This window comes from Prosthecobacter fluviatilis, assembly GCF_042655725.1.
Taxonomy (GTDB): Bacteria; Verrucomicrobiota; Verrucomicrobiia; order Verrucomicrobiales; family Verrucomicrobiaceae; genus Prosthecobacter; species Prosthecobacter fluviatilis.
Window position 1 is genome coordinate 416,270 of record NZ_JBHSMQ010000001.1, and the last position, 20,422, is coordinate 436,691.

Here is a 20,422-nt window from a genome sequence, read left to right on the forward strand (position 1 = left end):
TGACGTCGCTGCACTTCCGTCCCTCTTGTCATCGGCTCATCACCCTACCAGCACACCCCAATCTCATGCCTGACACCCCTGCTTCCGTCGCACACTTCAAGGAAACATTCGAAAAACTCCGCGCCGAAATCTCTAAATTCATCGTCGGTCAGCAGGACATCATCGAGCAGGTGCTCAGTGCTGTGGTCTGCGGCGGTCACGTCCTCCTCGAAGGCGTCCCCGGCCTTGGCAAAACCGCGTTGGTAAACACGCTCGCCAAGGCCCTTCATCTCAAATTCCAGCGCATCCAGTTCACGCCCGACCTCCTTCCCGCAGACATTGTTGGCACTCAGATTCTCGTCGAGCGCGGTGGTCAGAAAGTCTTCGAGTTCCAGCAGGGGCCCGTCTTTTGCAATGTGCTGCTTGCAGACGAAATCAACCGCGCCACCCCCAAGACCCAGTCCGCACTCCTCGAAACCATGCAGGAAAAGCGCGTCACCGTCGCAGGCACCTCGCACAGTCTAGGCTCCCCCTTCTTCGTGCTCGCCACCCAGAACCCCATCGAGCAGGACGGCACTTACCCGCTGCCCGAAGCCCAGCTCGACCGCTTCTTCTTCAAGCTCTACGTCCCCGTCCCCAGCCACGGCGACTTCATCGAGATCCTCAATCGCACCGGCGGCAAGGCCTCTCCCGAAATCAACGCCGTCGCCACCGGCGAAGACATCCTGCAAATGGGGCAGGTCGTCCGCGAAGTCCCGCTGGAGGCCAGCGTGCAGGACTACCTCGTCAAGATCGTCCGCGCCACCCATCCCACCGATGTCAACGCCACCGACCGTGTGAAAAAATACGTGCGCCACGGCTCTTCGCCGCGCGGTGCGCAGACCATCCTTGCCGCCGCTCGCGTGCGTGCTCTCCTCGACGGCCGCTACCACGTCGCCCGTGAAGACATCGCCAAAGCCGCCACCCCCGCTCTCCGCCATCGCATCCTGCTTTCCTTCGAAGGCGAAGCCGAAGGCGTGAAGACAGACGAGGTCATCGCCGATGTGATCGAAAAGGTGAAGGCATGACGCTGACAGATCCAGCCTTCATCCGCCGCCTCGAATCCCTCTACTTGCTCGCACGCAAGATCCTGGGTGGTTCGTTGCAGTCAGACCGGCGCAGCACCAAAAAAGGTGCCGGCATCACCTTTGCCGACTACGCGCAGTACTCGCTTGGAGACGACTACCGCAGCATCGACTGGCGCATCTACGCCAAGTTCGAGTCCCTGCTCATCAAGCTCTTCGAACTGGAGGAAGACGCCACCATCTACCTCCTCGTTGACTGCAGCCCCTCCATGGCCTCCAAGCACGCTTACGCCAAGCAGCTTGCCGCCGCACTGGGCTACATCGCGCTCAACACCCTCGACCGCCTCGCCGTTTACGGCCTCGCAGACCGCCTGCAGCCGCTCTTCGAACCCAGCCGCGGCCGCAATCAGGTCATCCCCTTGCTGCGCTCGCTCGAGGCTGCCAAAACCTTTGGCGGCAACACCGACCTCAACGCCTGCGCACGCGAGTTCGAGGCACGCCATCGCCGCAAAGGCCTCGTCTGCGTCATCTCAGACTTCCTCCTGCCCGGCGGCTATGAGGAGGGCCTCAGCCGCCTCCAGTGGCACAAGCATGACGTCTTCTGCCTCCAAACACTTGATGACAATGACCTCCGCTGTGAGTGGAAAGGGGACGTCACCCTCGAATGCCTCGAAACAGGACGCAGCGAGCGCGTCACCATCTCCCCTCGCGAGGCCAAACTCTATGAAGAGGCCATGGCCGAATGGAATCTCGGTCTGAAACAAACCTGTGCCAAACGCGGTCTCGGCTTTCTCTCCACCAACACCGACGTCTCCTTTGAAGCCGTCATCACAGACCTGCTGCGTCGCGGAGGTCTCGTCACATGACCCTCCTCGCTCCAGCATTCCTCTGGACTTTGGTAGCCCTTGCACCGCTGGCGGCCATCTATTTCCTCAAGGTGCGTCCGCGCAAAAAGCCGGTCACTGCATTCTTCTTGTGGCAGAAGATTTTCACCGAGAAAAAAGCCTCCGCTCTCTTCAAACGCCTGCGCGATGTCTTCTCCCTCCTGCTCATGGCCCTCGCCTTTGCCGCCATCGCCTTCGCCTTGGCCGAGCCCGATTTTGCCGGAGATGAACGCAAAGACCTCCTCATCGTCGTGGATCACTCCGCCTCCATGTCCGCCAAAGACGGCGCCACCACACGCCTCGATAAAGCCAAAAAGCGCGCCCGCGATCTCATCGCCGGCATGAACGGCACCCAGCGCGCCGCCGTCGCCTCCTTTGCGGAAGTCACGCGCATGCTCGAGCATCCCACGCGCCATCGCAAAGCCCTGCTGGAGGCCGTGGACTCCATTCTGCCCACCGAACTTCCTTCACGCGTCGAAGCCCTGCGGGCCCTGCAACCCGGCGACGAATGGATGAAGGATACCCGCGTCCTCCTCATCACCGACGGCTGCCTCGATGCGCCCGATCGCTTGCCCGGTGTTGAAGTGCTCCGCATCACCGACTCCGCCAAAAACATCGGCATCGCTCGCGCTGACCTCCGCAGTGTCCCCGGCGGTCCCGCCCGCCTCGGCCTCTTCATCCTCCCAGTCTCCTCCTTCACCGAACCCGTCAAAACCGACATCACTCTCACTCATGTCGACTCAAACAGGCTCGTGAAGATCATCCCCGTGACCTTGAGCCCCGGAGAAAACGCCGCAGTCACCCTCATCATGGAGGATGCTCCCTCCGGTTCCTGGAAAGCCACGCTCGGTTTGGAGGATGCCCTCGAAAGCGACAACACCGCCTTCCTCTACGTCCCCCCACGCCAGCCCGTGCCCGTCGGTGTTTTGGCTGACGATCCCTTCTTTTTCCAAAATGCTGTCAGCGCCTTTGAGCGCAGCGATCAGATGCTCTCCCTCGCGGAAGATGCCAAGACCGCCCAGCTCATGCTCAGCAAAGGCAGGGTCCCCGCCGGCATCAGCACAGTCGTCTTCCAGCCCTCCGGCGAATCCTCCGTCTGGTCCAGCGTTGGCTCTGAAATCTCCGCGCCAGTACCAAAAGTCCTCGCCAAAGACCACCCGCTCCTGCGCTACCTCGATGCCGAGACGATGACCTTCGCCGGCGCCCGTCAGATCACCGCACCCACCGGGGCCGTCGTCCTCGTCGCCGATGAATCTGGCCCACCGCTCATCTACCTCATGCGCCAGGGCGCACAGACCGTCTGCGTCGTGAATCTCGATCCGCTCGCTGCACAGTTCTACCTCAGCGCCTGGTTCCCCGTCCTCATCCACAACGCCGCCGCACATCTCACCAATCGTGAGGACATGCCACCCGCCACGCTGCCCACCGGTTCCACCGCCCGCGTCCCCGGCCATGCAGATGCCACCCCCTTCGGCCCCATGCTCACCACGGGTTTCCACGAAGCCGACTCCTGGACCTTCGCCACCTCACTCGTCTCTCCAGAGGAAAGCCTGCTTAAAAACGACACGCTCAAAGAAAACGTCAAACCCATCGCCAGCGGCGAAGCCCCCAGCTACTGGCTCTTCGTACTCGCCATTGGCATCCTCGCCGGCGAATCCATCCTTTACCACAGGAGGAAGGTGGGATGAGCTTTACCTCCTTCACACCTCTTCTCTGGCTCCTCTTGCTCCTCAGCGCAGGCTATGGCTACTGGCGTTCCCTCGTTGACCGCCCCACAGGCCTCAAGATCACCTCTTTCGCCCTCCGCGTCCTCGGCGTCATCTTCCTCGCTCTTGCTCTGTGCCAGCCTTATGCCGGCGAGGAAACCGACGAAGCCCACGTGGTCTTCCTGCTGGACGTCTCCCAATCCGTCGATCTCGAATCCGCCAAAGACGCTCTGAAACAAGTCGAAGCCGGAGTCAAAGCGCTGCGCCCCCAGGACACTCACTCGCTCTTTGCCGTGGCCAATGGCCTGCGCGAAAAGAAGCTCCCCGAATTCGTCAAGATGCTCGACGACTGGACCAAAGGCGTCGCCGATGATGCCTTCCGCTCCCACACTCGCCTCGGCGATTCCTTGCTGGCCTCCCGCCTCGCCTTCCCGGCCGGCAAAGCCAAACGCCTCATCGTTTTCAGCGACGGCATCGACACGGAGTCCGGCGTGGACTCATCCCTCGAACAACTCCGGCACGAAGGCGTCGATGTGCGGTTCGCTCCCCTCAAAACCTTGAGCGACCCCGAGGCCGCTCTCGTCAGCCTGGAAAGCGCCTCCCCCTTCGCCTTCCACGGCGAAGTCCTGCGCCTCACCGCCCGTGTCATCGCCAATCAGCCCATGAATGCCCGCGTGCGTCTCCTCAGCAAAGGCGTCGCCGTTCAGGAAAAAACCGTCGCCCTCAAGCCCGGCGAGGATGCGAAAGTCTGGTTCGACACCGAGATGACCACTCCCGGCCCCAGCGTCTGGAGCGCCGAGATCATACCAGAGCTCGATCATTTCCCCATCAACAATCAGGCCACCACCACCATCACCGTCCGTGGCAAGCCCCGCATCCTCGTCATCCATCAGGACGAGAAAAAAATGCGCCCCTTCATCCGCTCACTCAAAGAGCAGGACTTCGACGTCGATCTCCGTGGCAAACGTGGCCTCCCAGAAGGCATGGAAGACATGCTCGCCTTCGACGCCATCGTCCTCGCCAACATGTCTGCCACAGACATGACCCCGCGCCAGATGAGCCTTCTTCGCAGCTACGTCTCCGACTTCGGCGGTGGACTCTTCATGACTGGCAGCGAAAACAGCTTCGGCCTCGGCGGTTACTACAAATCCCCCGTCGAAGAAGTCCTCCCGCTCGTCTCCCGCTTCGAAAAAGAAAAGGAAAAGCCCTCCCTCGCCATGGCTCTCGTCATCGACAAAAGCGGCTCCATGTCCGGCCTTCCGTTGCAAATGGCACGTCAGGCTGCCAAGAGCGCTGCGGAACTCCTCGGCCCGCAGGATCAGATCGCCGTAGTCGCCTTTGATGGCGATGCCCAGATTATCTGCGAAATGACCCCCGCCTCGCAGCAGGGCACCATCCAGGCGGCCATCGACTCCATTGCCGAAGGCGGAGGCACCTTCATGTACACCGGCATGGTCGCTGCGAAGGACATGCTCGAGCGCACCACTGCCAAAGTGAAGCACATGATCTGTCTCACAGACGGCCAGACCCAGGAGGCCGACCACCTGGGCCTCGTCCAGCAGCTTGTCGACAGCGGCGTCACCGTCTCCACCGTCGGCCTCGGGGAGGGCGCGGCACGCGAGCTGCTCGCCCAGATCGCGGAGGCAGGGAAGGGGCGCTATTATGAAAGCAACGACCCCGCCACCCTTCCGCAGATCTTCACCAAGGAAACCACCCAGGCCTCCAAGAGCGCTGTGCAGGAGGGCGTCTTCACCCACCTCGGCATCACCGAGCATCCCATGCTCGCCGGCTACGAGGCCGAAGGTCTCCCCGTCGTTCTCGGCTACGTCATGACAGAGGCCAAACCCGCAGCCCAGGTGCTCCTCGGCGCGGAGAATGGGGATCCCCTCCTCGCCGTCGGCCGCTTCGGCCTTGGCATCGGTCTCGCCTACACCGGAGATCTCACCGAAGTCTGGGGCGGCGAATGGCTCGCCTGGGACGGCTGCGGCCGCTTTTGGGCCCAGGTCCTGCGTGGCGCTCTGCGCAAGGCAGATGTCGAAGGCATGGACTCACGCGGCGAAATCCGCGACGGCGCATGGATCATGAAGATCGACCGCCGTGGCGACGATGGCGCTCCCGTCTCCGGCATCCATTGGAATGCTCAGTCACTCGATGAAAACGGCAACACACAGGACGTCGCCATCCGCGAGACCGGCCTCGGCCGCTACGAGGCCCGCGTCCCCGTCGGCACTCGCAAGCATCTCAGCCTTCGCATGCATGATCGCGACCACGACAAGCTCGAAGTCAAACACTACCACGCTCCCTATCCTGCCGAGTACCGCCTCAATGGCAAAACCCCGGACAGCCTCGCCTCCCTCGCCAAATACGACACTGCCACCCTCACTGCAGGTCTCTCGCCCGCCAAACAACTCCAGCCCGTCGGCCACTGGTTCGCCTGGAGTGCTTTGGGCATGCTCCTCGGCGGCATCCTCCTCCGGCGGATTTGAGTGGAGCGCCGTCAAATCGTCGGCATAGGATCACGTACCCATGAAAATCGTTCTCCTCGACGCCCACACCGCAAATCCTGGCGACCTCTCCTGGCAGCCTCTCGAAGCCATCGCCCCTTGCGAGGTTCACGCACGCACGCCGCTGGATCAAACCGTCGCCCGCTGCGCCGGTGCCGAGATCGTCATCACCAACAAAGCCCCTCTCACCCGCGAAATCATCGCCGCGTTGCCCGCGTTGAAATACATCGGTGTCACCGCCACCGGCTTCAATATCGTCGACGTCGTCGCAGCCAAAGAGCACGGCATCGTCGTCAGCAATGTCCCCGGCTACAGTACTCCCGCTGTCGCTCAGCACGTCATCGCGCTCATGCTTGAAATGACCAATCACGTCGGTCACGCCGCGCAGAGTGTTGCTGACGGTGGCTGGGTCAGGTGCCCCGATTTCGCCTACTGGGATCACCCCATCATCGAGCTTTCCGGCCGCACCCTCGGCATCATCGGCTACGGAGAAATCGGCAGCGCAGTCGCGCGCATCGCCGTCGCTTTCGGCATGAAGGTCCTCGCTTCTAAGCGCACCTGGAAAGAGCCCCCTCCCGCCGGAGTCACCGCCGCCGAGATCGACGACATCTTCCGTCAGTCAGACGTCATCAGCCTCCACTGCCCGCTGACAGACGCCACCAAGCATCTCGTCGGCACGCGCACTCTCGGCCTCATGAAATCCACCGCCATGATCATCAACACCGGTCGCGGCCCCCTCGTCGATGAGCCCGCCCTCGCCCAAGCCCTCAACGAAGGCCGCATCGCAGGTGCCGGACTCGACGTCCTCTCCGTCGAACCCGCCAAGGCAGACAACCCGCTCCTCACCGCCAAAAACTGCCTCATCACCCCCCATGTCGCCTGGGCCAGCCGCGAATCCCGCGCCCGCCTCATCGACATAACCGCCGCAAATCTGCAGGCCTTCCTCGCAGGCAAGCCCGTGAACGTCGTGAACGGTTGAGGTTTCGTCGTTCTAGAAACAATCTGTTCTTCGAAAACAAAAACGCACCGGCAACGATCAGTCGCCGGTGCGTTTTTGTGTTTAGATGGCTCGGATTTACAGCGCCGCGATAACCGCCTCGCCGATCTCCTTCGTGTTCACCTTCTTCGTGCCAGGAGCACCGCTGAAGATGTCACCAGTGCGCAGGCCGTCGTCGATGACCTTCTTCACCGCCGACTCGATGCTTGCCGCTTCTTTTTCCAGGCCCAGCGAGAAGCGCAGCAGCAGCGCCACAGACAGAATCTGCGCGATCGGATTCGCGATCCCCATGCCCGCGATGTCCGGGGCGGTGCCACCGGAAGGCTCGAACAGGCCGAAATACAGCCCGTCGCCCTTCGGCTTGCCAAGGCTTGCGCTCGCCAGCATCCCCAGCGAGCCCGCGATCATCGCCATCTCGTCGCTTAGGATGTCGCCAAAAAGGTTTTCCGTCACCAGCACGTCAAAGCTGCGCGGTGCCTTGATCAGCTGCATCGCCGCATTGTCCACATACAGGTGCGCCAGTGTCACGTCGGGGTACTCCTTCGCCACTTCCACCATTGTCTCACGCCACAGCACGGAATTCGTCAGCACATTCGCCTTGTCCACGCTCGTCACATGCTTGCGGCGCAGTTGGGCGGCCTTGAATGCCACATGGGCGATGCGCACGATCTCGCTCTTCTTATAGACCATCGTGTCGATCACCTCGATGTCGCCATCTGGCAGCGTCGTGCGGCTCTTCGGCTGGCCGAAATACATGCCGCCCGTCAGCTCACGGACGCACAGCACATCAAATCCGCCTTCCACCAGGTCCGGACGGATCGGCGAGGATGACGTCAGGGCAGGGTAGCAGATCCCCGGGCGCAGATTGGCAAACAGGCCAAAATGCTTGCGCAGCGGCAGCAGTGCGCCTCGCTCAGGCTGCTCATTCGGGGGCAGTTTCTCCCACTTCGGGCCTCCTACGGATCCAAACAGGATGGCATCACTCGCCTCACAGGCGGCCACCGTTTCCGCTGGCAGGGCCTTGCCCACCGCATCGATCGCCGCACCACCCACAAGCTGGTGGTTGTATTCAAAGGAAAGACCGGAACGGGCGGCGACGGCATCAAGGACTTTAAGCGCCTCGGCCATGACTTCAGGGCCGATGCCATCTCCGGGGAGGACTGCGAGTTTGTACGTACGTGACATATAGGTAGGGAAGGGGGGCTTAACTGCATCCAAATCCCCCCCCTGGCAAGTCCCCGCCCCAAATTATGAAATTTCAAATCAGCAGACAGCCCTCCGTCTCCAGTCTTCTGGTCCCGCAAAACCACTGTCAACAACCGTCAACCACTGTAAACAACAGTAAACTCCCCATCAAACTTCCCCCAAATTCTCTCTTGCCAAAAAGAGCATCTATGATTCCTTCTCGGCCCCACATCCCAGAATTTCACACCGCCTGACAAGTTGTCCGGCCATTCAAACGAACCATGAGCGAAGCAACCACCATCGATTCCACCTCCTTCAAGATCCACGAAAAAGACACCGGCAGCGCCGACGTCCAGGTGGCTCTCCTGACGAAGCGAATCAACGCTCTTACGCAGCACCTCGCTGCGCATGAGAAAGATCATTCCACACGTCGTGGCCTTCTCCAGATGGTCGCACGTCGTCGCAAGCTGCTTGACTACCTCAAGCTGACCGCTAACGAGCGCTACCAGAAGCTCCTCAAGAGCCTCGGTCTCCGCCGCTAAACAGAACTTCCCAAGGGGTGATGCCACGTGCATCGCCCCTTTTTCTGTTTTCAGGCTATCTACACGCATGTCGGCAAATGCCGACGTTTTCATGCTGCATGATGCACGCTCGTGCATCGCTGCCGGGCTGAAGCCCGGCTCCTGCCTTTCACCCAAACCAAACAAACAACACAAGCCAAATTATGGCCATCCATACACAAAAAATCCAGCTCGGTGCTGGAACCCTCGAAATCGAAACCGGAAAGTTTGCCAAGCTCGCTGACGGTGCCGTCACCGTGCGCCTCGGCGACACCATCGTCCTCGTCACCGCTGTCTCCGCCACGAAAGTGAAGGACGGCCAGGACTTCTTCCCCCTCTCCGTTGAGTACAAGGAAAAAGCCTCCGCAGCAGGCCGCTTCCCTGGTGGCTATTTCAAGCGCGAAGGCCGCCCCACGGAAAAGGAAATCCTCACCTGCCGTATGACGGACCGCCCTCTGCGTCCGCTCTTCCCGAAAGGCTACTACTACGACACCCAGGTCGTCGCCATCCTCCTCAGCGCTGACGGCGAAAACGATCCGGACATCTGCGCCATGAACGGTGCCTCCGCCGCTCTTTGCGTGTCGGACATCCCCTTCGCAGGCCCCGTCGGTGCCGTCCGTATCGGCCGCATCAATGGCGACTTCGTCATCAATCCTACCCAGAGCCAGCGCCTCGACAGCGACCTCGACCTCGTTTACGTCGGCAACAAGACCGACGTCATCATGATCGAAGGTGCCGCCAACGAACTGCCCGAGGCCGAGTTCGTCAAAGCCCTCCACTTCGCCCAGGCTGAAGTCACCAAGATCGTCGCCGCTCAGGAAGAACTCACCCGCCTTGCTGGCAAGACCAAGCGCGAAGTTCCCCTCATGCTGGTGAAGGACGAGCTCCTCGAAATCGCCTACGCCGTCGCTGGCGACCGCATCGAAAGCGCTCTCTACACCCCCTCCAAAGTCGCCCGCGGCAAGGCCGTCGGCGCGCTCAAGGACGAAGTCGAGGCCGCCATCAAGGCCAAGTTCCCCGAAGCCACCGGCTTCGAAATCAGCCAGGCCTTCGACTACCTCCAGAAGAAAGCCTTCCGCATCTCCATCCTCGACAAGAAGAACCGTTGCGACGGCCGCGGCATCGACCAGCTCCGCCCGCTTTCCGGCGAAGCCTCCGTGCTTCCCCGCACCCACGGCTCCGCCAGCTTCACCCGTGGCGAAACGATGGCTCTCTCCATCGCCACCCTCGCTCCTGCTGACGAAGCCCAGGAAATGGACACCTATGCAGGTGGCCCGGACTCCAAGCGCTTCATCCTTCATTACAACTTCCCTCCGTTCTCCGTCGGTGAGACCGGCCGCTTCGGTGGTCAGAACCGTCGCGAAATCGGCCACGGCGCCCTCGCAGAGCGCTCCATCGAGCCCGTGATCCCAGCCAAGGAAACCTTCCCCTACGCCATCCGCGTCAGCAGCGAAGTCATGGAGTCCAACGGCTCCACCTCCATGGCCTCCGTCTGCTCCGGCGTCATGGCCCTCCTCGATGCAGGCGTGCCTCTCAAGCGCCCCGTCGGCGGTATCAGCGTCGGCCTCGTCACCGAGTTCGAAGGCGACAACATGAAGCGCTACCTCACGATGCTCGACATCATCGGTAGCGAAGACCACTTCGGCGACATGGACTTCAAGCTTTGCGGTACCTCCGAAGGCGTCACCGGCTACCAGCTTGACCTCAAGCTCCCCGGCATCCCTCTCAGCATCCTTGAGGAAGCCATCGTCAAGGCCAAGGAAGGCCGCACCCAGGTTCTCGCAGCCATGGCCCAGGCCATCGCTGAAGTGAAGCCTCTCAGCCCATACGCCCCGCGCATCGAGATCATCAAGATCAACCCCGACAAGATCGGTGAGCTCATCGGCCCTGGCGGCAAGAACATCAAGGCCATCCAGGCCGAGTCCGGCGCTGAGATCAGCATCGAAGACGACGGCACCGTTTACGTCTATGCCAGCCGCAAGGAAGGCATCGAGCGCGCGGTCGAAATGATCAGCGGCACCTCCCAGGAAATCGAAGTCGGCAAGATCTACACAGGTCGCGTCGTCAGCACCACAAACTTCGGTGCCTTCATGAACCTCGGCGGCAAGAAGGACGGCCTCATCCACATCAGCGAACTCGCCGACTTCCGCGTCAACAAGACCGAAGACGTCGTCAAGACCGGCGACATCGTCTCCGCCAAGTGCATTGGCATCGACGACAAGGGCCGTATCAAGATGAGCCGCAAGGCCGCCATGAAGGAAAAGGACGCCGCCGCCAAGGCTGAAGCCGAAGGCGCCGCTCCTGCTGCTGACGTGGGCTAAGCCTCATCTGTCTTCAACATTCCCCCCCACGAAGAGGCCGCTGCAAAGCGGCCTCTTTTTTTGTGTCCGTCTAGAATTGGTATTTCTCGAAGGAGTTGCAGTCAGCCCTTCGTTCTGACAAAAATCGATCACATCAACCAACCTCGCATGACCTCACGTCGCTCCTTCATCACCCAGTCCGCCCTCGCCTTTAGCGCTTTGTCCGCCAGCCGCGTGCTCGGTGCCAATGAGACCATCCGCATCGCCTCCATCGGCCTGGGCGGTCAGGGCCTCGGCAACGCGGGCCGCATGGCCAAAGTCCCCGGCGTAGAAATCGCCTACCTCTGCGATCCCGATACCGCCGCCTTGGACAAAGCCAAAAAGGTTTTCCCCAACGCCAAGACCACCCAGGACCTCCGCAAGGTCATGGAAGACAAGAGCATCGACGCCGTCGTCGTCTCCACCGGCAATCACTGGCACGTGCTGGCCTCCATCTGGGCCATGCAGTCCGGCAAGGACGTTTACGTGGAAAAGCCAGTCTCTCACAACATCTGGGAAGGCCGCAAGCTCGTCGAAGCTGCCCGCAAGTACAACCGCATCGTCCAGGGCGGCACCCAGCAGCGCAGCGATCCCCTCCAGGACGAAATCAAAGCCTTCCTCGACGCCGGCAGCATGGGCAAAATCAAATACGTCCGTTGCAATCACTACAGCATGCGCGCCTCCATCGGCAAACGCACCGAGCCCCTCACACCTCCCGCCACCGTGGACTACGACCTCTGGCTTGGCCCTGCCAAAGACGAGCCCATCTACCGCGAAAAATTCCACTACGACTGGCACTGGGACTGGAACACCGGCAACGGCGAAATGGGCAACTGGGGCCCCCACATCCTCGATGACCTTCGCAACGTCGTCTTCCGCGACAAAGTCGCCCTGCCCAAGCGCGTCATCGCTGGCGGCGGCCGCTTCGCCTGGGACGATGCTGGCGAAACACCCAACACCCACTTTGCCTACATGGATACCGGCAGCATCCCGGTCATCATCGACTTTCACAACCTCCCACGCCAAAAAGGCATCAAAGCCCCCGACGTCTATCTGCGTCGCCGCACCGGCGCCTTCCTCATCATCGAGTGCGAAGGCGGCTACTACACCGGCAGCCGCGGCGGCGGCACCGCCTTTGATTCCGAAGGCAAAAAACTCCACATCTTCAAAGGCGATGGCGGCAAAACCCACGCCGCCAATTTCATCGACGCCATCCGCAGCCGCAAATCCGAGGACCTGAAAGGCGAGGTCGAAAAGATCCACTTCTCCAGCGCCTGGTGCCATCTTGCCAACAACTCCTTCCGCCTCGGCCAAAAGTACAATCGCGAACAGGCCGAGGCCGCCGTGAAAGACTTCCAGCCCTGGAACGACGTCATCGCCGATTTCCACCAGCACCTCATCAAAAATGAGCTCGATGCCTCCAAGCTCGACATCAAGATGGGCCCCATGCTCGAGATCGACTCCGCCAAAGAAACCTTCATTGGCGACACCGCCACCCCCGAGGCCTTGGCACTGCTCACGCGTGAGTATCGCTCGGGCTTTGAAGTGCCCCAGTCAGTATAGGCCGGTTCTTTGAAAACAACCCGCAGCCGGGTGCCGCACTCCTTCACATCAGCAAAAGAGCGTCAGGAGAGACCCTCCTGACGCTCTCGCGTTTGTCACAGCAAAGTGAATGTCATTTCGGCACTGCGGGTGCCGCTGGTGCTGGGGTCAGTGCTTCCTTGGCCTTTTTGGCGGCTTCTTCCACGGCTTTCGCTGCTTCAGCAGCTTTCTTCTCTGCGGCTTCCTTGAGGGCGGCGGCTTCCTTTTCAGCGGCAGCCTTCATTTCAGCAGCCTTTTTCTCCGCAGCTTCTTTGGCGGCTTCCAGTTCCTTGGCTGCAGCGTCGGCGTTGGATTTGACGGCCTCTTTGACCGCTTCAGACGCCTTCTTGGTGTCTTCCGCAGCTTTGGAGGCTTCTGGAGTCTTGTTGCATGAGGTGATGCCGCTCGCGAGCAGCCCGATCATAATCAGTGGGGTCAGTTTCATAGGTTTGGTTTTTGAGCGTCTGTGATGTCAGGTCTTTTACAACCTGTATTGAGGATCAGAATGGGATAAGGTGACTACTTAGCATCGAGCTTCAGTTCGCTGAGCGTGTTGGCTTTGATCTCCACTTCCTGCTCGGCCTTTTTGTCGCCTTCGCTCCGCACCACCAGCACCTTGCCCGCTGGGATGAACAGCTTCGTGTTCGCATCGTAGGAGTAGGTGATCTTTTTGCGGTTGCCCTCGGCGTCCGTGCCTCCAAACACCTCCCAGGTGCCGGTAGTGGCAGAGCTCAGCTTCAGGCTTCCTGCGTTCAGATTCAGAGCCTGTGTCATGGTTTTGCCCGCTTGGATCTCGATGTCCGCCTTGGCGGTTGCCGCACCCCTTGTCACCACCAGGGTGTACTTCCCGGCCTTCAGGTGAAATTTCGGCTGCGCATCATAGCTGTAAGCAGCCGTTGGGCGCTCTCCCTCGGCATTCGCCTCACCCAGCACGTTCCAGGTCATCCCGTCCGGGGCCGGATCCGCCCCCTCCGTCATCAGGGCTGTGGCCATCAGGCTCCCGGAGTTGATCACGACGGGTACTTCCGTGAGCTTGCCCGCCGCGACTTCGATCTCTTGCTTCGTCTTGGCTGCCCCCCAGGTGATCTGTAGCAGGTACTTCCCCGCAGGCAGGCTGAAAGTCGGCTGCCCATCATAGCTGTAGCCCGCAGTGGGGCGGTTGCCCTCCGCATCCGCAGCCCCCAGCACTTCCCAGAAGAGGTCTTTGGAAAGTGGTTCCCCTCCCTCCGAAGCGCGCGCCGTGAGCTTGAGCTTGCCAGCTCCCAGTGAGACGACTTGCTCCGTAGTCGCTCCAGCTTTGACCTCCACCATGGCCTTGCCCTTCGCATTGCCATACGCCACTTCGACCAGGTACTTCCCCGCTGGCACTGAAATCGTGGGTTGCGCCTCATAGCTGTACGCCACCTTGGGGCGGTGGCCCTCGGCGTCTGCCTCACCCAGGATGTCCCAGGCCACATCCTTTGCCACAGGCGTTCCCCCCTCCTCCATGACCACCGCCAGCTTCAGCTTGCCGCTTCCCAGCAGAATCACGATGTCCTGCGTCTCTCCCGCTTTCACCTCCACCTCTCTCTGCCCCTTGGCGCTGCCATACGTGGCCACGACGAGGCAGGGGCCTGAAGGCAGCGTCATCTTCGGCTGCGCCTCATAGCTGTAGCCCAGTTTCTTGCGTTGGCCCTCCGCATCAGGCGGCGAGAAAAAATCCCACGCCACATCCTTGGCAATCGGCGGCTGGCCTTCGGCGCTGACCGCGCTCAGCTTCAGATTCCCGCTGCCCAGGATCAGCTTCACCAGTTGCGGCGTTCCCTCCTTCACCGTGACCTCCATGCTCGCGCTCGCATTGCCTCTCGTGGCCATCAGCAGGTACGTGCCCGGTGCCACCTGCAGAAACGGTTTTGCCTCATAGCTGAAGGACACCTTCGCTCGGTTGCCCTCGTTGTCCGCTGGCCCCAGCAGGTCCCAGCTCACCTCCCTTTCAAAGGCGGTTCCGCCCTCCTTGTCATAGGCCTCGGCTTTGAGCCCCGTCTCGGCAAACACGACCTCTTTCGTCACCGTCTCACCTTCCTTCAGCACCACATCCATCTCCATCGACTTGCCGTTAAACTTGGCGCTCAGCGTGTACTTGCCCGCCTTCGGCAGCTCCGTGCTCCAGTGCCCCCCGCTGCCTGTGGCGATCGCACTTTCCCCACCGCCCTCCGCAAAGACCTGGAAGCTCACGCCTTCGAGTATCGCCCCCCCGGAAGACTTCCTGGCTTCGACCACTAGCGTCGGCATCGGCTTTGCCACCTGCTTCATCGCCGCTTCGAGGGAGGTTTTCAGCGTCGCCGCGTCTTTCGCTCCGAGGTACATGCCCCCCGTCTTCTTCGCCAGACACTCCAGACCGGAAGACTCCCCTGGCTTGAGGTCGAAGCCGATCACATGGCACGTGAAATCGATCCCCAGTCGCTCCAGATCCTCCGCCGCCAGGCAGGGGTCTTTGTCGCAGGTTTCCACCCCATCGCTCACGAGAATTACAGACGCCCGCGACTCTTCAAATTTCAAATACTTCGCCGCCTGGATCACCGCCGCCGTCAGTGGCGTCTTGCCTTTCGGCTCCAGTGCAGCCACCGCCTTCAGGATCGCTCCCGCGCTGCCCGGCTGCGGTGGCACCAGCAGCTCGATGTCCTCGCAGTCGCCCTTCTTGCGGTGTCCGTAGGCCATCAGCCCCAGTTCCATTTTCGGATCAACGGAGCCCACAATGTCACTCACCACTTTCTTGGCGATGTCGATCTTCACCCCTCCGGGCACCTGCCCATACATGCTGCCCGAGGCGTCAAAGACGATGATCGCACGCGCCGGCGCGGCAGGTTGTTGGGCTCGTAATTGCGGTGCTCCGGCTAGCAGCGCGCATCCTGTCAGGGTTGCAGTGATGAAGCGTTTCATGGGTCTTGTTGAAAGTGACGCCACACACAGACAAGACAGGCACCCAATACCGCTGAAAAATATTAAAAGATATCTGGTGCGGAGCTTGCTTGCAGCGCGGCTTGCAGTTCTTGCAAGGCCCTGGCCGTGGCCGGAAACACCCCATGCTCGGTCACCAGCGCAGTGACGAGTTCCCCCGGCGTCACATCAAAGCCGTCATTGCGCGCCTGCGTGCCCTCGGGGGTGATCAGCACCTCCTCCCGCCCCCCGGCGGCATTCACTCCGGGCATGTGCGTCACCTCACGCGCACTGCGCTGCTCGATCGGGATGTCACGGATCCCGTCCGTGATCGTCCAGTCTATCGTGCTGACCGGCGTTGCCACATAAAAGGGCACCCCATGCGCCCTCGCCGCCAGCGCCTTCAGATAAGTCCCGATCTTGTTCGCCACATCCCCATGCGCCGTCACCCGGTCCGTGCCCACGATCACCACATCCACCAGCCCGCGCTGCAGCAGGTGCCCCGCATTGTTGTCCACGATCAGTGTGTGCGGCACGCCATGCTCCTTGAGCTCAAACGCCGTCAGCGACGCCCCCTGGCCGCGCGGCCGCGTCTCGCTCACCCACACATGTACCTTCATCCCCGCATCATGCGCCTGGTAGATCGGAGAGATGGCCGTGCCCCAGTCCACCGTCGCCAGCCAGCCGGCGTTGCAGTGCGTCATCACATTGAGCGTCGCAGCCGCATCCCCCTTCTTTTCATGGATGGCCCGGAACAGTTCCAGCCCGTGCCTGCCGATCGCATGATTCGTCACCACATCCGCTTCGCAGATCGCTAGCGCTTCCTGCCAGGCGGCCTCGGCTCTTTCTCCCACATTCCGTCCAGCCACCGCACGCTTCACACGGTCCAGCGCCCAGCGCAGGTTGATCGCTGTCGGCCGCGTGGCATGCAGCACATCATACGCCTTTTGCAGCGCCCCGTCAGTGGCATCATCACGCAGCGCAAAATACAGGCCAAACGCAGCCGTCGCCCCGATCAGCGGCGCTCCCCGCACCCGCATCACCCGGATGGCCTCCGCAGCATCTTCCATCGTCTGCAGCTCGCGCCACTCCACCAGGTGCGGCAGCAAAGTCTGGTCAATGATCCTCGCGGTGCGCGTGGCGTGCTCGGCTTCGATGGATCGGTGCGGCTTTCCGTGAATGTTCATGCGAGGGCAATTTCAGAAAAATGGTGGATGCTGGGGTGCTCATGCGGCGGTGTCGGTTTGTTTCCAGGCCGGACCGCCAGCGCCGTGACCATGCCCGCATTTCGTGCCGCGTTCAATTCCTCCGCGAGATCACTGACGAAGAGAATCTGCTCTGGCCTCAGCCCGCAGTCCGCCGCGATCGCCGCGTAGCTGGCCGCTTCGCGTTTGGGGCCCGTCGTGGTGTCATGGTAGCCTGAGAGGTGCGTCGTCAGATCTCCGTGCTCCGTGTGTGCAAAGAAAAGCCTCTGCGCGTGCACACTGCCGGAGGAGTAGATGCGTATGCCCAGCCCCTCGCGGCGCCAGCGCGCCAGTGCAGCCGGCACGTCTTCAAAGATCCGGCTGCGCAGCTCCCCTTGTCGAAAGCCCTCCTCCCAGATCATGCCCTGCAGCTGCTTCAGCCCCGTCACTTTTGCGTCCGCGTCCATCAGCTCGTGCACAGCCGCCTCGGCTTCCGTCGCAGTCGCAAATGCCTCAGTGCCTGCATCTCGGGCCAGCTGCGAGATCACCTCCGCCCCCCAATGCCTCTCGATGTGGGCCCCTGCATGCTTCCGCGCATACGGAAACATCACATCATGCACAAAGGCCAGCGGCGAGACAGTGCCTTCGATGTCCAGCAGGACAAGGTTGCCTCCAAATCGGATCATGCCGCGATGGAGGCTCCTTGCTCGATCCGGATGCCTTTGCTCACGAGGTAGTTCGGCCCAAAGCACAGCGGCTGATAGCCGCTCGCGATGGCATCGCCCGTGTACAGCGGTGTCCAGCCGGCCTTTTCCCGGAAAAGCCGGATCGCCCGGATCGTGCGGTCCGCGCACAGGTCAAACCAGTGCTTCATCCCGGCGGGCACATTGATCAGATCTCCTTCCTCGACCTCGATGGAAAAGACCGGATCTCCGTTTTCCGGATGGATGTAAAAGATGCCGCGTCCCTTGAGGATGAAGCGCACCTCATCCTCCGCATGGCGGTGCTCCTGGTTGAATCGGTTCAGCATTTCCTGCAGGTTCGGCACATCAGGCGTCACGTTCACCACATCAGCGGTGATGTAGCCGCCCCTCTCCTTCAGCGCCTCCACCTCAGGGGCGTAGGCCTCCAATATTTCCTCCTCGGAGGCATCCCGGCCGGTCCTTCCCGCCACCTGCCATCGGTCGTAATGAATGCCATGGGGCTGGAGAAAGCTGCAGATGTTCGGCACGTCGGCGATGACGCGTGTGCTCGACGGGATGCGGATGTAGGCCATGGCCGGACTGCCGCTCAAAACGAGCCGAAGAGCAAACGTTTCTGCGTGACGACTTCGAGTAGAAACTCCAGCACCTCCACCTGCCGGCGTGCCTCCGCGATGTTTCGGCCCCACGTGTACAGCCCGTGCCCCGCCATCAGAAATCCGTGCCGCAGCGGTCGCGCGGCGTCGTTCAGGCGCAGGCTTATCACCGTCGCCAGCGAGGCAATCTCCTGCGTGTTGGGGTAAATCTCTATCCACGCTTCCGACTCATGCGTGCTGATTCCCGAGAGACCTTTCAGCATTTCATAGCCGGAGAGGCGCACTCCTCCGTCCTTCAGAAAATGCTCGCTCAGCACGGTGGCGGCTACGGAATGCGTGTGCAGCACGGCCCCCGCGCCATGCTTGGCCAGCACGGTATGCAGCAGCGCTTCGGAGGAGGGCTTCAGCCCGTCAGGCTTCAAGGCTCGTGCCTTTTCATCCACCGTCACAAACTGCTCTGGCCGCAGGCGTCCTTTGTCAAAGCCGCTGCCCGTCATCAGCAGCGTCAGCGGCTCACGCTCCGTCACCACGCTGTAATTGCTGCTCGTGCCCAGTGACCAGCCTCGGCGGTGGAAGTCCCGTCCGCATTCAATCAGTTCCTCGCACAAAAGCAGGTTCTCCTCGCTCGCCGCTGTCGGTGTGTCTTTGTTTGGCATGACACGCGATGATTCGGCCCGTGCTGCTGAAGTCAATGGCGGCGATGTGGCAGAATCTCCACATCAGCACGTTCCGGCTGCCTGCTGGACTTCACGGCTGCCTTTGGTTACTTTTACCTATGAGCACTCCCTCAAATGGCGACCACGACCTGGACATTGCCAAGGTCAATCAGCGCGCACAGGAAATTGAACACAAGCTCCCCCGGCTCAAAAAGGTGTTCGGTCACGCCAAGGTCATGCTCAGCATGGTCAAAGATTATTGGACCGGAGCTTATCGCGAAATCCCTTACTGGGCCATCAGCGCGGTTTCGCTGGCACTGCTCTACGTTCTCAATCCTGCCGACGTCATTCCGGACTTCATCGTCGGCGTTGGCTATCTCGACGACGCCACCATCGTGGCCTTTTGCCTCAAACTCGTGGAGCGTGAACTGGAGCGTTACCAGGAGTGGCAGGCCGCTCAGGCCAAAGCTGGCAAGGTCGTTGCCGGGTAGTCTGGTCTCATGCCATGATCCGTTGAAAACAGGTCTGCGTGCCAGACACAGCAGAGATGTTGTCTCAAACAGAAGCGCGGCTGGCTCTCAGTCCGTAAGTCGGCCGTGTTTGGCGTCGAGCGCGTTTCCCACCGCCCTCCACTCCCTCCGCCAAGCCGTCCGACCACGAGGGGCTTCGCATGTCCCGATGTTTGCGTAACGCCGATGGATGCACGGGCTCTCGCTCCCATCCTGCGCATGGCTGCCATGCAACCGCTGGCAGCTTTATCGGCATAAAAAAACCGCCGTGCAGTATGCCTGCACGGCGGCGTGATTGGGTCAGCAGCTCAGTCTGCCTTACTTGGCAGGCGTGCCATAGACCTGAACTTCACAGTAGTGGTTCATGTCGTTGCTGGTGTTGCCATTGCTCCACAGGCGCACATAGCGGGCCTTGATGCCCTTGGCGTCCACCACGCGGCCGTGGTTGGTTTCCACGTAGGCTGGGTCGCTGCCCTTGCCCATGCCGGAGGAGTCGTCATGGTCGGAGTTCCACAGCGTGGTCACGCCGTTCTTGAACTCAGGATCGTCGGACACCTGCACTTCCACGTCGATGTAGGCCTGAGCCTGCTTGTGGTAGTGCCACATCGCGATCTTGTAGATGTTGGCCTCGGCTCCGAGGTCGATCTGCACCCACTGCTTGCCGGGCATCAGTTCCACGAAGGAACCGTCGGCGCCGTCGGCATCACCGTCGGTCACGAGGCTGAGTTCGCCGATGATCGGCGCACTGTCAGAGCTGGTGACGGGCTTGCCTTTGGCCAGGTTCGTGGTGCCTTTCGGGACCATGATGGACTTGATCACCTTGCTGGGGTCTGCCTTCTCGAGGTTTGGCAGCTCAGCAGGCACCGGCGTGCCGATGAACATGGGCTTGGGGAACTCAAGTTTGATCTCTTCAAGATCACCGGCAGGAGCAGCGGGCGCCGCTGCGGCTGCTGTTTCGGCCTTCGTTTCTTCTTTCTTGCCGCAGGAGGCAAGGTTGAGGACGAGCGCAAGGCCCGTGAGGATGTGGAGGGTGTTTTTCATGGGGAATCGGTGGTTGTTGA

17 protein-coding genes are annotated in these 20,422 nt (G+C 61.2%); 9 read left to right on the plus strand and 8 right to left on the minus strand.

Going from position 1 to position 20,422, the window contains the following annotated elements:
- The first annotated feature begins 65 nt into the window (after nucleotides 1-65).
- The 5 genes from ACFQDI_RS01545 to ACFQDI_RS01565 are packed head-to-tail and all read left to right on the plus strand — an operon-like array spanning nucleotide 66 to nucleotide 7,116.
- Nucleotides 66-1,046 (plus strand): AAA family ATPase, encoded by a 981-nt coding sequence (locus tag ACFQDI_RS01545; protein WP_377162683.1) that lies wholly within the window; start codon nucleotides 66-68, stop codon nucleotides 1,044-1,046.
- Complete coding sequence (locus tag ACFQDI_RS01550; protein ID WP_377162685.1) at nucleotides 1,043-1,909, plus strand: DUF58 domain-containing protein; 867 nt, start codon at nucleotides 1,043-1,045, stop codon at nucleotides 1,907-1,909. Before ACFQDI_RS01545 ends, ACFQDI_RS01550 begins: the two co-directional genes overlap by 4 nt.
- A complete protein-coding gene (locus tag ACFQDI_RS01555) occupies nucleotides 1,906-3,615 on the plus strand; it encodes a BatA and WFA domain-containing protein (protein WP_377162687.1) in 1,710 nt (569 codons plus the stop codon). Before ACFQDI_RS01550 ends, ACFQDI_RS01555 begins: the two co-directional genes overlap by 4 nt.
- On the plus strand, nucleotides 3,612-6,119 hold the full coding sequence (locus tag ACFQDI_RS01560; RefSeq protein ID WP_377162688.1) for a VWA domain-containing protein: 2,508 nt from the start codon (nucleotides 3,612-3,614) through the stop codon (nucleotides 6,117-6,119). The genes ACFQDI_RS01555 and ACFQDI_RS01560 overlap by 4 nt, the downstream gene beginning before the upstream one ends.
- A gap of 40 nt (nucleotides 6,120-6,159) precedes the next feature.
- Nucleotides 6,160-7,116, plus strand: a complete 957-nt coding sequence (locus ACFQDI_RS01565) for a D-2-hydroxyacid dehydrogenase (RefSeq protein ID WP_377162690.1) — start codon at nucleotides 6,160-6,162, stop codon at nucleotides 7,114-7,116.
- 96 nt (nucleotides 7,117-7,212) lie between these two features.
- On the opposite strand, the gene leuB is transcribed toward ACFQDI_RS01565, so the two are convergent.
- Nucleotides 7,213-8,319 carry a 3-isopropylmalate dehydrogenase gene (gene leuB, locus ACFQDI_RS01570; protein WP_377162692.1) on the minus strand — a complete coding sequence of 369 codons (1,107 nt, stop codon included), beginning with the start codon at nucleotides 8,317-8,319 and terminating at the stop codon, nucleotides 7,213-7,215.
- Between the two features lie 281 nt (nucleotides 8,320-8,600).
- On the opposite strand from leuB, the gene rpsO reads away from it, so the two are divergent.
- The 3 genes from rpsO (at nucleotide 8,601) to ACFQDI_RS01585 (ending at nucleotide 12,781) form a co-directional block, all read left to right on the plus strand.
- Nucleotides 8,601-8,861, plus strand: coding sequence for a 30S ribosomal protein S15 (gene rpsO, locus ACFQDI_RS01575; RefSeq protein WP_377162694.1), 261 nt, complete (start codon nucleotides 8,601-8,603; stop codon nucleotides 8,859-8,861).
- A 182-nt stretch (nucleotides 8,862-9,043) separates the two neighbouring features.
- Nucleotides 9,044-11,200, plus strand: a complete 2,157-nt coding sequence (locus tag ACFQDI_RS01580) for a polyribonucleotide nucleotidyltransferase (RefSeq protein ID WP_377162696.1) — start codon at nucleotides 9,044-9,046, stop codon at nucleotides 11,198-11,200.
- Between the two features lie 147 nt (nucleotides 11,201-11,347).
- Nucleotides 11,348-12,781, plus strand: coding sequence for a Gfo/Idh/MocA family protein (locus ACFQDI_RS01585; protein WP_377162698.1), 1,434 nt, complete (start codon nucleotides 11,348-11,350; stop codon nucleotides 12,779-12,781).
- Nucleotides 12,782-12,893: 112 nt separating this feature from the next.
- Here the strand turns inward: ACFQDI_RS01585 and ACFQDI_RS01590 are convergent, their stop codons facing one another.
- The 6 genes from ACFQDI_RS01590 to mtnB all read right to left on the minus strand — a co-directional run bounded on the left by ACFQDI_RS01590 (nucleotide 12,894) and on the right by mtnB (nucleotide 18,852).
- Complete coding sequence (locus ACFQDI_RS01590; RefSeq protein ID WP_377162700.1) at nucleotides 12,894-13,244, minus strand: hypothetical protein; 351 nt, start codon at nucleotides 13,242-13,244, stop codon at nucleotides 12,894-12,896.
- 74 nt (nucleotides 13,245-13,318) lie between these two features.
- Nucleotides 13,319-15,718: a vWA domain-containing protein gene (locus tag ACFQDI_RS01595; protein ID WP_377162702.1), complete on the minus strand. Its 2,400-nt coding sequence runs from the start codon at nucleotides 15,716-15,718 to the stop codon at nucleotides 13,319-13,321.
- 62 nt (nucleotides 15,719-15,780) lie between these two features.
- A complete protein-coding gene (mtnA, locus tag ACFQDI_RS01600) occupies nucleotides 15,781-16,902 on the minus strand; it encodes an S-methyl-5-thioribose-1-phosphate isomerase (RefSeq protein ID WP_377162704.1) in 1,122 nt (373 codons plus the stop codon).
- Entirely contained in the window at nucleotides 16,899-17,585 is a 687-nt protein-coding gene (mtnC, locus tag ACFQDI_RS01605) for an acireductone synthase (protein ID WP_377162706.1), read from the minus strand. The genes mtnA and mtnC overlap by 4 nt, the downstream gene beginning before the upstream one ends.
- Complete coding sequence (locus tag ACFQDI_RS01610; protein ID WP_377162708.1) at nucleotides 17,582-18,175, minus strand: 1,2-dihydroxy-3-keto-5-methylthiopentene dioxygenase; 594 nt, start codon at nucleotides 18,173-18,175, stop codon at nucleotides 17,582-17,584. Before ACFQDI_RS01610 ends, mtnC begins: the two co-directional genes overlap by 4 nt.
- A gap of 14 nt (nucleotides 18,176-18,189) precedes the next feature.
- A complete protein-coding gene (gene mtnB, locus ACFQDI_RS01615) occupies nucleotides 18,190-18,852 on the minus strand; it encodes a methylthioribulose 1-phosphate dehydratase (protein ID WP_377162710.1) in 663 nt (220 codons plus the stop codon).
- Nucleotides 18,853-18,971: 119 nt separating this feature from the next.
- On the opposite strand from mtnB, the gene ACFQDI_RS01620 reads away from it, so the two are divergent.
- On the plus strand, nucleotides 18,972-19,343 hold the full coding sequence (locus tag ACFQDI_RS01620) for a YkvA family protein (RefSeq protein ID WP_377162712.1): 372 nt from the start codon (nucleotides 18,972-18,974) through the stop codon (nucleotides 19,341-19,343).
- 336 nt (nucleotides 19,344-19,679) lie between these two features.
- Here the strand turns inward: ACFQDI_RS01620 and ACFQDI_RS01625 are convergent, their stop codons facing one another.
- On the minus strand, nucleotides 19,680-20,402 hold the full coding sequence (locus ACFQDI_RS01625; RefSeq protein WP_377162714.1) for a discoidin domain-containing protein: 723 nt from the start codon (nucleotides 20,400-20,402) through the stop codon (nucleotides 19,680-19,682).
- Nucleotides 20,403-20,422 lie beyond the last annotated feature (20 nt).

Bases quoted from the DNA above. Each gene is read 5' to 3' on its own strand.
- ACFQDI_RS01545 (WP_377162683.1), top strand. From the start codon at position 66: ATGCCTGACACCCCTGCTTCCGTCGCACACTTCAAGGAAACATTCGAA.
- ACFQDI_RS01550 (WP_377162685.1), top strand. From the start codon at position 1,043: ATGACGCTGACAGATCCAGCCTTCATCCGCCGCCTCGAATCCCTCTAC.
- ACFQDI_RS01555 (WP_377162687.1), top strand. From the start codon at position 1,906: ATGACCCTCCTCGCTCCAGCATTCCTCTGGACTTTGGTAGCCCTTGCA.
- ACFQDI_RS01560 (WP_377162688.1), top strand. From the start codon at position 3,612: ATGAGCTTTACCTCCTTCACACCTCTTCTCTGGCTCCTCTTGCTCCTC.
- ACFQDI_RS01565 (WP_377162690.1), top strand. From the start codon at position 6,160: ATGAAAATCGTTCTCCTCGACGCCCACACCGCAAATCCTGGCGACCTC.
- leuB (WP_377162692.1), bottom strand. From the start codon at position 8,319: ATGTCACGTACGTACAAACTCGCAGTCCTCCCCGGAGATGGCATCGGC.
- rpsO (WP_377162694.1), top strand. From the start codon at position 8,601: ATGAGCGAAGCAACCACCATCGATTCCACCTCCTTCAAGATCCACGAA.
- ACFQDI_RS01580 (WP_377162696.1), top strand. From the start codon at position 9,044: ATGGCCATCCATACACAAAAAATCCAGCTCGGTGCTGGAACCCTCGAA.
- ACFQDI_RS01585 (WP_377162698.1), top strand. From the start codon at position 11,348: ATGACCTCACGTCGCTCCTTCATCACCCAGTCCGCCCTCGCCTTTAGC.
- ACFQDI_RS01590 (WP_377162700.1), bottom strand. From the start codon at position 13,244: ATGAAACTGACCCCACTGATTATGATCGGGCTGCTCGCGAGCGGCATC.
- ACFQDI_RS01595 (WP_377162702.1), bottom strand. From the start codon at position 15,718: ATGAAACGCTTCATCACTGCAACCCTGACAGGATGCGCGCTGCTAGCC.
- mtnA (WP_377162704.1), bottom strand. From the start codon at position 16,902: ATGAACATTCACGGAAAGCCGCACCGATCCATCGAAGCCGAGCACGCC.
- mtnC (WP_377162706.1), bottom strand. From the start codon at position 17,585: ATGATCCGATTTGGAGGCAACCTTGTCCTGCTGGACATCGAAGGCACT.
- ACFQDI_RS01610 (WP_377162708.1), bottom strand. From the start codon at position 18,175: ATGGCCTACATCCGCATCCCGTCGAGCACACGCGTCATCGCCGACGTG.
- mtnB (WP_377162710.1), bottom strand. From the start codon at position 18,852: ATGCCAAACAAAGACACACCGACAGCGGCGAGCGAGGAGAACCTGCTT.
- ACFQDI_RS01620 (WP_377162712.1), top strand. From the start codon at position 18,972: ATGAGCACTCCCTCAAATGGCGACCACGACCTGGACATTGCCAAGGTC.
- ACFQDI_RS01625 (WP_377162714.1), bottom strand. From the start codon at position 20,402: ATGAAAAACACCCTCCACATCCTCACGGGCCTTGCGCTCGTCCTCAAC.